At 73.4% G+C, this 12,309-nt stretch carries 11 protein-coding genes; 4 read left to right on the forward strand and 7 right to left on the reverse strand.

Annotated elements, in window-relative coordinates:
- Nucleotides 1–36: 36 nt before the first annotated feature.
- Nucleotides 37–1,134: an alcohol dehydrogenase catalytic domain-containing protein gene (locus tag MTP13_RS05740; RefSeq protein WP_243570124.1), complete on the reverse strand. Its 1,098-nt coding sequence runs from the start codon at nt 1,132–1,134 to the stop codon at nt 37–39.
- A 117-nt stretch (nt 1,135–1,251) separates the two neighbouring features.
- Between MTP13_RS05740 and MTP13_RS05745 the strand changes: the two genes are divergently transcribed.
- Nucleotides 1,252–2,679 (forward strand): PucR family transcriptional regulator, encoded by a 1,428-nt coding sequence (locus MTP13_RS05745; RefSeq protein ID WP_243570125.1) that lies wholly within the window; start codon nt 1,252–1,254, stop codon nt 2,677–2,679.
- Nucleotides 2,680–2,700: 21 nt separating this feature from the next.
- Here MTP13_RS05745 and MTP13_RS05750 read toward each other — a convergent pair whose 3' ends face one another.
- Nucleotides 2,701–3,189, reverse strand: coding sequence for a DUF1877 family protein (locus MTP13_RS05750; protein WP_243570126.1), 489 nt, complete (start codon nt 3,187–3,189; stop codon nt 2,701–2,703).
- A 153-nt stretch (nt 3,190–3,342) separates the two neighbouring features.
- On the opposite strand from MTP13_RS05750, the gene MTP13_RS05755 reads away from it, so the two are divergent.
- Both MTP13_RS05755 and MTP13_RS05760 read left to right on the forward strand, forming a co-directional pair.
- The gene (locus tag MTP13_RS05755) at nt 3,343–4,974 is read left to right on the forward strand and encodes a carboxylesterase/lipase family protein (RefSeq protein ID WP_243570127.1); all 1,632 of its coding nucleotides are present in this window, start codon (nt 3,343–3,345) and stop codon (nt 4,972–4,974) included.
- Between the two features lie 232 nt (nt 4,975–5,206).
- The gene (locus tag MTP13_RS05760; protein ID WP_243570128.1) at nt 5,207–5,875 is read left to right on the forward strand and encodes a TMEM175 family protein; all 669 of its coding nucleotides are present in this window, start codon (nt 5,207–5,209) and stop codon (nt 5,873–5,875) included.
- Here the strand turns inward: MTP13_RS05760 and MTP13_RS05765 are convergent.
- Genes MTP13_RS05765 through MTP13_RS05785 form a run of 5 tightly spaced genes read right to left on the reverse strand, consistent with a single transcriptional unit; the run spans nt 5,782 to nt 8,333 of the window.
- Nucleotides 5,782–6,315, reverse strand: coding sequence for a GNAT family N-acetyltransferase (locus MTP13_RS05765; protein WP_243570129.1), 534 nt, complete (start codon nt 6,313–6,315; stop codon nt 5,782–5,784). The genes MTP13_RS05760 and MTP13_RS05765 overlap by 94 nt on opposite strands.
- Nucleotides 6,316–6,321: 6 nt before the next feature.
- Nucleotides 6,322–6,849: a phage tail protein gene (locus MTP13_RS05770; RefSeq protein WP_243570130.1), complete on the reverse strand. Its 528-nt coding sequence runs from the start codon at nt 6,847–6,849 to the stop codon at nt 6,322–6,324.
- A 22-nt stretch (nt 6,850–6,871) separates the two neighbouring features.
- Nucleotides 6,872–7,372 carry a phage tail protein gene (locus MTP13_RS05775; protein WP_243570131.1) on the reverse strand — a complete coding sequence of 167 codons (501 nt, stop codon included), beginning with the start codon at nt 7,370–7,372 and terminating at the stop codon, nt 6,872–6,874.
- 11 nt (nt 7,373–7,383) lie between these two features.
- Nucleotides 7,384–7,896 carry a phage tail protein gene (locus MTP13_RS05780; protein WP_243570132.1) on the reverse strand — a complete coding sequence of 171 codons (513 nt, stop codon included), beginning with the start codon at nt 7,894–7,896 and terminating at the stop codon, nt 7,384–7,386.
- Nucleotides 7,896–8,333 carry a hypothetical protein gene (locus MTP13_RS05785; protein WP_243570133.1) on the reverse strand — a complete coding sequence of 146 codons (438 nt, stop codon included), beginning with the start codon at nt 8,331–8,333 and terminating at the stop codon, nt 7,896–7,898. The genes MTP13_RS05780 and MTP13_RS05785 overlap by 1 nt, the downstream gene beginning before the upstream one ends.
- 142 nt (nt 8,334–8,475) lie before the next feature.
- Here MTP13_RS05785 and MTP13_RS05790 point away from each other — a divergent pair, with 142 nt between their 5' ends.
- The gene (locus tag MTP13_RS05790) at nt 8,476–12,294 is read left to right on the forward strand and encodes a beta strand repeat-containing protein (protein WP_243570134.1); all 3,819 of its coding nucleotides are present in this window, start codon (nt 8,476–8,478) and stop codon (nt 12,292–12,294) included.
- Nucleotides 12,295–12,309: the final 15 nt, after the last annotated feature.

The following is a 12,309-nucleotide window of genomic DNA, read 5'->3' on the forward strand; positions in this document are numbered from 1 at the left end:
ATGAGTCGGGTGGGGGAACGGGGGAAGAGCGGTGCGTCAGGGGATGAGGAGGGTGCGCAGCGCTTCGCCCGACTCGAGGTCGTCGAACGCTGCGGCGGCCTCGACGAGCGGGCGCCGGGCCGAGATGAGCGGGTCGAGCTTCAGCTGGCCGTCCATGTAGCGGTCGACGAGCGCGGGGATGTCGATCGAGGGGCGCACGGAGCCGTAGTTCGAGCCGAGGATGCGCTGGTCCGCTTCCGCGAGCACGAGCGGCTCGAAGCTGGCCTTCGCGCCGGTCGGCGGAAGGCCGACGATGACGGCGGCGCCGCCGAGGCCGAGCATGCGGATGGCCTGCTCGGTCGTGACGGTGCGGCCGATCGCGTCGAAGGCGTAGTCGACTCCGTCGGGGATGAGCTCGAACAGCTGCTCCACGGCGTCTCCCTTCGAGGCGTCGATGCGATCGGTGGCGCCGAACTGCAGCGCCAGCTGGGTCTTCTCCGGCAGCACGTCGATCGCGACGATCCGCTCGGCGCCGGCGAGCTTCGCGCCCTGCACGACGTTCAGGCCGACGCCGCCGCAGCCGATGACGACGACGGTCGAGCCGGGTTCGACGGCCGCGGTGTTGAGGACCGCGCCGACGCCGGTGGCGACGGCGCAGCCGACGACGGCGATGACGTCGAGGGGGGCGTCGTCGCGGACCTTCACCGCGCCGGATGCCGGGACGACGACCTCTTCGGCGAAGGAGGAGACGCCGAGGTAGTGGTGCAGTTCCTCGTCGCCGCTGCTCAGGCGCGAGGTGCCGTCGAAGAGCACGCCCTTCGGCGCGACGACGGTGGCGACCTTCTGGCAGCGGGCCTCGTGGCCCGAGCGGCAGTAGCGGCACTCGCCGCACGGCGGCACCCAGCTGAGCACGACGTGGTCGCCGACGGCGAGCGAGGTGACGCCCTCGCCGAGCTCGACGACGACGCCGGAGCCCTCATGGCCCATGACGAGCGGGGCCGGGGCGTCCCATTCCCCCCGCTTGACGTGCAGGTCGGAGTGGCAGACTCCGGCCGCGGCGATCTTCACGCGGACTTCGCCGGCCTTCGGGGCGGCGAGGGCGACCTCGGCGACCTCGATCGGCGCCTCCGGCTCGCGGAAGACGATGGCTTTCATGATGCTCCCTTGGATCTGTTGCTGGGCATGCCGATGCTAGGCAGGGAGTCGAGGGTCCGTCATTGCGAAGAAGTGTGAAGCAAGGCTCATTCGATCGACATTCCGTACAATCGAGGGATGGCCCGACGACTCGACTCCGTCGCGGCGACGCTCGGCGGCGAACTCGTCGAGGGGCGCGTCGGCCCCTCGACCCCCGTCGACGCCGCCTTGCCGCTCGCCGACTTCGCGGTGGTCGGGCATCCCGCGTTCGCGACCCTCGTCGTCGGGACCGCGGCCGAACTCCGCGCGGCGCTCCGCTCGGGCGATGCGCGTTCGGCCGCGCTCGCCGGGGCCGTGCTCGTCGCCCCGACCGCGACGAACGCGCTGCGCGCCGCGCTCGCCGAGGCGGGGGCCACTGCCGTCTTCGGCCGGGGCCAGCCGCCCGAGCTGCTGCTCGCGGCGCTCGTCGCCCAGCTCGCCGACGACCGCGCCGCCGAGGACCGGCTCGTCACCACCGGCACCAAGGTGCTCACGCAGGTCGCCCGCCGCGGCGGCGCCCGGGCGGTCGTCGCCGAGCTCGCGCACCGGATCGACGGCTGGGCGGTGCTGCTCGACGTGCACGGCCAGGTCATCACGACCGCGGGCGCCGGCGGGCTGCACGTGCAGGACGCCGTGGCCGTCGCGTTCCACCGGCCGGTCCGGGTGCGGCATCCGGGCCTGCAGGTGCACGCCGTCGGTCCCGGCGAGGACCTCACCGCCTACCTCGTCGTCTCCACCCGGGAGGCCTCGACGAGCCGCACCCGCGATCTCGCCTCGCAGGCCGCCGCGCTCCTCGACCTCCTGCTGCGCACCCACGATCACGGCGGGACCGAACGGCTGGGCCGCTCGGTCATGGTGGACACGTTGCTCGCGGGTGGCGCCGAGGCATCCGAGCTCCTGCATCGCTGGGGCGTGCGCGACCGCAGCCTCACCGCCTTCGCGCTGACCAGCCGCTCGAAGGGCGTCGACCTCGAGCGACTGGTCACGCGTTGGCTCGACGAGCTCGGCGCCGTGCACGTCGTGACCGAGTCGCACGAGCGGGTCATCGGCTTCCTGCGCGACGGCCAGGTCGACGGCTTCGCCCGCCGGGTCGAGGAGTTCCTGCTCGACGGCCGGGTCGTGCTGCGGCTCGGGCTCGGTTCCTCGGCGCCGGTGGACGGCCTCGCCCGCAGCGCCGGCGAGGCGCGGCAGGCGCACGAGGCGGCCGTCGCCGACGCCAGAGCGGTGGTGCGGTACCGCGCGCTGCCGACCGTCGCCTACGTGCTCGACCGGCTCGACGAGGATGCCTCGGCGCGCATCGGCGATCTGCTCGAGCCGCTCGCGGGCGGCGACGGTGAACTGCTGCGCACCCTGCGCGTCTACCTCGCCGAGCACGGCGCGCTCGGCGTGACCGCGACCGCCCTCGGCGTCCACCGGCAGACGCTCGCCTCGCGCCTGAATCGCATCGAGGAGCTCACCGGGCTCTCGCTCGCGAGCCCCGACGACCGCACGGCGGCCTGGCTCGCCATCCGCGCGCTCGAGCGCTGAGGCTCGTCGGGATCGGCGCGCTCAGAATCCGACGGTGAACACGACGTGCTGGCCCTCGCGGCGCGCCGCCTCGAAGAACGGGCGGAGTCCCGCGAGCATCGCGAGCGCGTACTCCTGCTCGTCGGGGCCGAACTCGGGGTTGCGCAGCTCCTCCGGCATCTCGGCGTAGGCGGTCGCGAACGCCGCGTCGTCGAGGCCGGCGAGGTAGTCGGCGACCTCGGCGGCCTCGGCCGGGTCGAGGTGCGTGACCCAGGACTCGTCGTCGTCCTCCTGCAGCGAGCGCGCGCCGCCGATGACGCCGCGCGCCGGCCATTCGTCCGCCTCGCCCGCCGGGGCGAGCGCGCACGCGATCGGGTCCCAGGCCTTGTCGGTCTCGCACGCCCTGGCCCAGACCTCGTCGTCGGCCTCGAGCTCGGCGAGCACCGCGCCGAGCCGCTCGTCGTCGCCGGCGGCGTCGCGCACCCGGGCGGCCTCGGCATCGTTCAGACGGAAGCGCACTCCGAGTTCCATGGGTCGAGTCTGGCAGGTGGGGGCCCGGGGCGGCTCGAGGCACTGCGCCGGGGGAGGAGTGCGTCGAGCGCGGAGGCCTCCCGACGCTCGCGGAACCTCCTGCGGCGGCGATCTCCTCCGTCCCGGTTCACGCGCGGCGGCTAGCATGCGCGCATGGGGAGGGCAGGGCGGACGGCGGTGGGAGCTGCTGCGGGGGACGGGCTGCTGGTCGAGACCGAGCTCGGGGCGGTGCACGGCGTGCGCCGCGGCGGGGTGCGCAGCTGGCGGGGCATCCCGTTCGCCGCGTCGACGGCCGGTGCCGCGCGGTTCCGCGCGCCGCGCGCAGCCAGCGGCTGGGACGGCGTGCGCGCCGCGCACGAGTTCGGTCCGGTCGCGCCGCAGCTGCGGCGGGGGCAGTTCATCGGCGCCGCGCCGCACCTGCCGCGCAGCGAGGACTGCCTGAGTCTCAACGTGCTCTCGCCCGAGGGCGCCGGGCCGACCGCCGGGCTGCCCGTGATGGTGTTCCTGCACGGCGGCGCGTACAGCGTGGGTTCCTCGGGGGAGTACCCGCGGCAGGGCGAGCTCTTCGCCGCGCGGCACGGCATCGTCTACGTGAGCTGCAACTACCGGCTGGGTGCGCTCGGCTGGCTCGACCTGCGCGCCTACTCGATGCCTGGGCATCCGATCGAGGCGAACCTCGGGCTCCGCGACCAGCTCGCCGCGCTCGAGTGGGTGCAGCGGAACATCCGCGCCTTCGGCGGGGATCCGGCACGCGTGACCCTCTTCGGCGAGTCCGCGGGCGGCAACTCGGTGACGACGCTCATGACGGTGCCGGCCGCCGAAGGGCTCTTCGCCCGGGCGATCGCGCAGTCGTCGCCGGCCAACGCGGTCTACCCGGCCGACGTCGCGCAGCACTGGGCGGCCGAGTACGTGCGCCTGCTCAGCCGGCTCGTCGACGACGACGACCTCGAGAGCGAGGCCCCCGAGGACGCGGCCCGGATGCTGCGCACCGCCGACCCGGTCGTCCTCGCCCGGGCCACGACCGAGCTCGCGGTGCGCACGCCCGACGAGAACCCCGGCACGATCAGCCTGGCCCCGGTCATCGACGGGGAGCTGCTGCCGTGGCGGCCGCTCGACGCCTTCAAGGAGGGGCGGGCGCACCGGGTGCCGCTCGTGATCGGCACCAACGACCGCGAAGGCTCGCTGTTCGAGGGACGCATCGACATCCTGCCGACGACCAAGCCGCGCATCCGGGCGATCTTCGCGAACACGAAGAAGAAGGCGCGCAAGCGGATCAAGCGGCAGTACCCGGGCCTGCCGGAGCAGCGGCCCGCCGCGGACTTCGCGGGCGACTTCACCTTCTGGTATCCGAGCGTGAAACTCGCCGAGCGGCACGCGCGCTTCGCGCCGACGTGGAGCTACCGCTTCGACGCGGCGCCACGGACGGCCCGGCTGCTCGGGCTGGACGCGACGCACGGCCTCGAACTGTTCGCCCTGTTCGAGAAGTTCGACACCCCGGTCGGGGTCGGGCTCACGATGCTCGGAGGCCGCGGGATGTTCGTCGCGGTCGGCCGGCGCATGCAGGCGCGCTGGGCGGCGTTCGCCGCGAGCGGGAGCCCCGAGCCGCCGCGGCGGCCTGCTGCGCGCGACGCCGCGGAGCCGGGCGGCGGCGACGGATGGCTCGACTGGCCGCAGTACGCCGAGCCGGAGCGGCTCACGCTGATCCTGGACCGACGGGACCGCATCGAGGCCGATCCCCGTGGCGAGCGCCGGGTCGCCTGGCAGCGGTTCGTGCCGCACGTCTGATCACGGAAGTGGCGCGATCGCCCACCGTGCGTCTCGAAAGTGCGTTTCGGCCTTGATTCGATACGCTGGCATCCCATAGGCTTGAATTCGGTACAGCGTGCAGGCGGACTCCCCCCCAACTCATGCTGGCGCCGACCCGACGGAGCCCGCCATAAGCGCGGCCCTTCATCGTGCGCGTGCGGTCGTACCTCCCCCCGCGGCCGCACGCGCACACCTCCGCTACCCTGCCTGCATGACCTCGCACGAGCCTGACGAGCCCGACGACGGCACCGGGCCGACCACCACCTCGGCCGAGCGGCTGAAGGCCTTCACCGACGCGGTCGTCGCGATCGCCATGACGGTGCTGATCCTGCCGCTCATGGAGAGCGTCACCGACGCCGGCGCCGAGGGCGGCGGCGTCGCGTCCTGGTTCGGCGAGCACGCCGAGCAGCTGATGAGCTTCGCGCTGAGCTTCGTGCTCATCGCCACGTTCTGGCTCGCCAACCATCGGGTGTTCGCCCGGGTCGAGCGCACGAGCCCGATGCTGCTCTGGCTCACGATCGGCTGGATGTTCACGATCGTGTGGCTGCCGGTGCCGACCGCGATGCTCGGCTCGATGGAGACCGACGATGCGCAGAAGCTCGTCTACATCGGCAGTCTCGTGCTGACGAGCGGCATGTCGCTCGCCATCCGCTGGTACCTGCTGCGGCACCCCGCGCTGCACTCGGTCGCCGAGCTGCGGCTGCGCCGCGGCATCCTCGCCGACGTGATCACGACGGCGCTCTTCCTCGTCGCGCTCGCCCTCTCGGTCTTCGTGCCGGCGATCGGCTACTGGGCGCTGCTGCTGCTCGTGCTCGTGTCGCCCGTGCACACGCTGCTCTGGCGCGCGCTCGGCCGGGGCGGGCGGCGCAGCTCGACGTAGCCGGCGTCCCGCGCATCGGGCTCGTCGATCCGGACGAAGCCGTGCCGGGTGTAGAGCCGCTCGGCGGGGTCGCCCGCCCAGACCGCGAGCGCGATCGACCGGCCCGAGGCATCGGCTTCCTCGCTCAGCACGGCGAGCGCTGCGCTCGCGATCCCGAGCCCGCGGGCAGGGGCGACCACGGCGAGGTCGACCAGTCGGATCTCCTCGCCGCTGCGGTCGGCCACGAGATAGCCGACGGCCTCGGGCTCCGTGCCGGAGCGCTGCAGCAGCACGGCGGTCGCCTCGGGGCGCTCGGCTCGCATCGTGGCGAACTTCGCCGCGAGCTGCCCGGCGACGAGCGGCTCGGCGAGCTCCGCCGGGATGCCGGGCAAGCGCTCGAGCAGCACGGAGGCGGCGATCTCCCGTACGAGCGGATGCCCGGGGTCGTGCTCGGCGGCCATCGGTGATCAGGGACGGGGCGGGAAGATGCCGCTCAGGCAGATGATGAAGCACAAGCCGAGGACCGGCGGCAGGTTGTTGTGCGCCTGGCCACCGCCGGCGAGACCCAGCGCGTCCGGTCGCATGGTCACGTTCTGGGTGCCGGTGAACGCCCGCCGGGCCACCCGGCCGTACTTCTGCTGCGCCCACGCGCCGTTCGTCGCAGCGCCCGTGGTGGCTGCCGCGTCCACGGACATCGCCGGGTGCGTGTGCTGCGGCATCTCCGTGGTCAGCAGGGTCACCGTCGGTGACCCGGTCGCTTCGCCGGGGATGCGCGGGGTGAGCCCGGGGCCGCTGCCCTGCCCCATCGCGACGTAGCCGTTCAGGTTCGGCAGCCCGAACGTCCGCACACCGTCGCCACCGTACTGCGTGCCGAGGATCGAGAACAGCGGGGTGTTCTGCTGGATGGGGAGGATCTGCCCGTTGCACATCGCCCAGCCGGCGGGCGCGTAGTTGAATCCGACGGTGCGGATCTCTCCGTAGTAGGGGTCGGCCATGTCTCGTGCTCCGATCGGGCGGTCAGGGCCGCGAGGGGTAGATGCCGCTGAGGGCGATGATGTAGTTCACGACGAGGAACGGGGGGCGGTTCTCGTGCGGCGCGGTCTGGCCGGCGTTGGAGATCGCGGCGGGCCGCAGCTGCGTGGCCGGCTGCCCGCTGCCGTAGGCGGCCTGCTCGGTGGCGGCCCAGTACGCGGCCGCCGGAGACGATGCCGAGGCCTCGCCGTTCGAGGCCCTCACCTGGTGGGTGTGCGTCGGCATCTCGTTCACCGTCAGCCGGTGGAACTCCTCGCCCTCGACGCGCCCCCAGCCGGAGACGTCGCCCGCTCCCCGCGGCGTGCGGCCCTGCAAGTTCGGCAGGGCGAAGGTCTGGCTGCCGTTCCCGCCGTAGGTGGTGCCGAGCAACGAGAACAGGGCCTGATTCGTGTTGATCGAGAGGATCTGCCCGTTGCAGAACGCCCAGTTCTTCGGGGCGAAGTTGAAGGCGACGCGACGGATCTCACCGAGGTAGGGGTCGGCCATTGGTGCTCCTCTCAGTCCCGCGGCGGGAAGATGCCTTGGACGGCGATGATGTAGGTGATCGCCAGGCTCGGCGGCATGTTCTCGTGGGGGAGCGTGTTTCCGGCCGGTTGGATCGCCTGGGCGCCCATCGGCGTGCCCGGGTCGGCCGCCTGGTAGGCGCCCGTGGTCTGCGACGACCAGATCGCGCCCGCGGGGCTCGTCGTGTCGGGCGTCGCCGTGGCGTTCGGCACGTGGGTGTGCTGCGGCAGCTGGTTCTGCGTCAGCACGACATCCTCCACGCCGGCCTTCATGCCGAGCGGGTAGGTGCCGCCGCCGGGCAGCGACCCCTGGTGCACCGGAATCCGGCCGGCGAGGTCGGGGAGTCCGAAGGTGGAGATGCCGTCGCCGCCGTACGTCGTTCCGAGCAGAGCGAACAGTGCATCGTTCTGCGCGATGGAGAGGAGCTGGCCGTTGCACAGCTCCCACCCGACGGGGGCGAAACTGCCGGCGAAGACGCGGATCTCACCGAGGAACGGCTCGGCCATCAGACGGACCTCCGATCCACGATGCCCTCGAGCGTCGGGCCGCCGGCGCCGACCCTCGTGAGGTACAGGACCGCGTCGGGTTCGCCGGGCGAGGTGAGGCGGTAGATGCCGTCGCGCGCCGCGTCATCCGTCGTGAACCGCACCGTGAAGCGGTGTTCGGCGTCACCGCCGCCGGGAAGGTCGCCGACGAGGGCGAGCTCGAGCCGGTGGGCGGACCACTGGGACGCCGCGTCGTAGGCGGTGCCCTCGCGGCCCAGGAACTGCGAGCGCACCGGCAGTGCCGGATCGTTCGCGGGGGTCGCCGACGGCGCGGTCGCGGCGGTCGCCGTGCGCGCCGCCTGCTGCGCCTGCGCGGGCGCAGCGGTACCGACCGCCGCGGCACCGAGCGCAGCTGCGCCGGCGCCGAGAGCGGTGCGGCGTGAGAGTCCTGGCGTCACGTCGCTCCTGAGATCCCGAAACCCCCCGAACTGGGCGGCGGGCCCACACTATCTCTCCGATCGAATCAGCCGATAGCATTCCGACGTACCCAATTGGGGTGCAAACGCGCCCTCGGGATGGCGCATCGGGAAAGGGCTTCGTTTGCGGGCTGGACACGTCCGGAGTGCCGCAGCGGCGCTCTCCATCGCTGCACTGCTCGCCGGCGGGCTGCTCGTCTCGCCCCCGGCGTACGCCGCCGATGCGATCACCGTCACGACCACCGCCGACGGCGACACGAACAACGCCTGCGGAAACGACACGGTGACGACGACGGCGGACCCGGTGACGCTCCGCAACGCCTTCTGCGTGGCGAACAACCTCGGCGGGGCGCAGCAGATCTCGGTGCCCGCCGGCGACTACCAGCTCGGCGCGGGCGGCGCGCTCAAGCTCGGCACGGCACCCGGTGCCGACATCACGGTCACCGGCCCGTCCTCGGGCGAGGCCGCGATCATCGGCAACGGCTCGACCCAACTGCTGAGCGTCGACCCCGAGGTGGGCGGCGGCGTCTCCGTGACGCTCGAACGGCTCACCTTCCGCGGCGGCCGTGACGCTGAGTTCGGCGGCGGCGCGATCATCGCGGGCTCCGGCGAAGCAGCCGCCCTGGACGAACTCGTCATCCGCGACGCCGTCTTCCGCGACAACCGTTCGGCGGCCGGCTCCCTCGCCCCGGGCGGCGCGGTGCAGGTCATGGGCGGCAGCCTCACCATCGAGGACTCGCTGTTCGAGCAGAACACCGCCGGCACCGCAGCCGGCGGCGCGGTCTACTACGAGGCCTTCGACTCGCCCGCCGACCAGTCCTTCACGATCACCGGCTCGGCGTTCCGGGACAACACGGTCGTCGCGGCCGGCCAGCTCGTCAACGGCGGCGGCGCCGTCGCCTACGACGCCAAGGGTGCGGCGGTCGAGATCAGCGGGTCGACGTTCAGCGGCAACCGCGTCACGACGAGCGACAACTCCCCGACCCTCGGCGGCGCGGTCCGTCAACTGTCCGGCCCGGCCACCATCACGGCGAGCACGTTCACCGGGAACGCCGTGCAGGGCGGCTCCGCGAGCGGTGCCGCCATGGACGCCAAGGGCGGCGCGGTCACCGCGCAGTACAACCGCATCGCCGGCAACACCGGCGGGGCGGCGTTCCGCGCGGATGGCTCGAGCTCCGTCGACGCGAGCCGCAACTGGTGGGGCTGCAACACCGCACCGACGGCCGCGCCGTGCGACATCGCCTCGATCGCGGACGGCACCGCCGCGCCGCAGCTGAAGCTCACCGCCGTCGCGTCCCCCTCGGCCGTGAACTCCGGCACGACCTCCCAGCTCACCGGCTCGCTCCTCGTCGACTCCGCGGGCCTCGGGGTGCCCGCGGGCAGGCTCACCGCGTTCACGGGCGTGTCCGCCGCCTGGACCGCGAACGGCCCCGCCGGCTCCGTCGTCTCGCCCGCTTCCGCCGCGATCGTGAACGGGGTGGTCTCCGGCGTCTTCACCGCTGGTCCCACGGGCGGCACCGGCGGCGCCGCCCTGACGCTCGACGCGGCATCCGTCCCCATCGCGATCGACGTGACCGCGATCCCCGCATTCACGAGCCCCGACGAGCTCGTCGCGACGATCGGCTTCCCGACCGACTTCGGCATCACCGCCGTCGGCTCGCCCGCCCCCGTGATCAGCCAGGTGTCGGGAACGCTGCCGAACGGCCTCGTCTTCACCGCCGGCCCGGACGGCAGCGCCCGGATCACCGGCACCGCGGCCGCGGGCACCGCGGGCGAGTACTCGATCGGGCTCCGTGCGCAGAACGGCGCGACGGCGACGCAGACGCTCGTGATCGCCGTGGGCGAGGTGCCGAGCTTCAGCGGCTCGACCGCGCTGACGCTTCCGACCTCGCAGGCCGCCGACGTCACGGTCACCGCCGTGGGCGACCCTGCGCCGGAGATCAGCCTCGCCACCGGAAGCCTCCCGGCCGGGCTCACGCTCACCGACCAGCTCGACGGTACGGCGAAGCTCAGCGGCACCCCGACCGTGTCGGGTGCCTTCCCGGTGCAGCTGCGGGCCGCGAACCGCTTCGGCGTCACCGTCACGGGCTTCACCATCACCGTGACGGCCCCGCCCGCCATCACGAGCGCCGACAGCGCGAGCTTCACGGCGGACGGGACCGAGCAGAGCTTCCCGATCCTCTTCTCGCCGGGGTACCCCGCCACGACCGGGGCGCCGGAGCTCATCGACGCCCCGGCCTGGCTCAGCGTGACCACCGACGGCGGGACGCGACTCGTCGGCACGCCGCCGCGGAGCGCGGGCGGCACGCACCAGTTCGTGATCTCGCTCAGCAATGCGGTCGGAACGACGACGCAGGTCTTCACGCTCACCGTGGTGGCGGGGCCCGTCTATTCGGGCCCGATCCTCTACTCGGTGGCGGCCGGTACGACGATCGACGAGACGCTCGTCTTCTCCGGCTCCCCCGTCCCGACCGTGACGGCGCTCGAGAACTCCTCGCTGCCGACCGGCATCAGCCTCACCGACCTCGGCAACGGGCGCGTCCGGCTGCACGGCACAGCCGCCCCCGCCGACGCGGGCTTCTACACGACCCGCATCGACGTGGAGAACAGCGTCGACGCGCTGCACCAGACGATCCAGTTGGTCGTCGGCGTCGCGCCCGAGATCACGAGTCCGGCCACCGCGACCTTCACGGTCGGCGAGGCCGGTGCCGTGCCGATCACCGTCGACAGCGGCTACCCCGCCGCCGGACCGGTGCGCTTCGACGGCGCCGTACCCACCTGGCTGGGCCTCATCGGCCCGGTCGGCTCCCAGCAACTCGTCGGCACTCCGCCGGCCGGGGCGGGCGGCATGGTCGAGGTCGACCTCCTCGTCTCGAACGCCTTCGGCGGGCACCGTCAGCTCGTCCATCTCGTCGTGAACGAGGCGCCGGTCGTGACGAAGGACCCCATCGGCGCATCCGTCGTGGCCGGCACCGAGCTCGAGCTCACCGCGGTGGCGAGCGGCTCCCCCGCCCCCGGCGTGCAGTGGCAGCGCTCCGGCGACGGCGGCGCCAGCTGGCAGGCGGTCGCCGGCGGGACCGACGAGACGCTGACGCTCACCGCGGGCCTCGGCGATGACGGCGCCCGCTACCGGGCGGTCTTCACGAACGCGGCGGGCCAGGCCACCAGTGCCGAGGCGACGCTCGCCGTCGGCGAGGCCCCGGTGTTCGCGACGCAGTCCGATGTGACGGTGCTGCCCGGCGCGGTCCGCTCGATCGACGTCTCGGTCACGGGCCATCCCACCGCCGCGATCACCGCGAGCGGCCTCCCCGCCTGGCTCACCCTCGTCGACCACGGCGACGGCACCGCGACGCTGAGCGGCACGCCGGCCCTCGACGACGCCGCGACCTCGGCGATCGAACTCACCGCGCAGAACACCTACGGTGACGACGTGCTCGAGTTCTCGCTCACCGTGACCGACGAGGTCGCCCTGCCGTCGCAGCTGCCCGCCACCGTCGACGGCGAGCTCGACGGCGTGCCCGCCGAGCTCCGTCGCGGCCAGACGCTCACGGTCTCCGGCGAGGGCTTCCTGCCCGGCGCGCCGATCGCGCTCGGCGTCTACTCGACGCTCACCCCGCTCGGCTCCGCCGTCGCCGACGCCTCGGGCGCCTTCTCGGCGGAGGTCACCATCCCAGAGACGCTCGCGGCCGGCGAGCACGCGCTCGCGGCGAGCGGCGTCGGAGCGGATGGCTCGGTTCGCCTGCTCGCGGCGGAGACCCGCCTCGTGGTGCCTGCGCCGGTGCCCGGCGACGGCGGTGATGGCGGGAACGGCGGCACGCCGGGCGGCGGCCTCAGCCACACCGGCGTCGACACGCTGCTGCCGATGCTGCTCGCCGCGGGAGGCATCCTCGCGGGGCTCGCGCTGCTGGTGCTGCTCGCGGTGCGCCGCCGCCGGAGCGCCTGAGCCGCGGCGCCGACG

This window comes from Agromyces soli, assembly GCF_022811605.1.
In the GTDB taxonomy this organism is placed as follows: domain Bacteria; phylum Actinomycetota; class Actinomycetes; order Actinomycetales; family Microbacteriaceae; genus Agromyces; species Agromyces soli.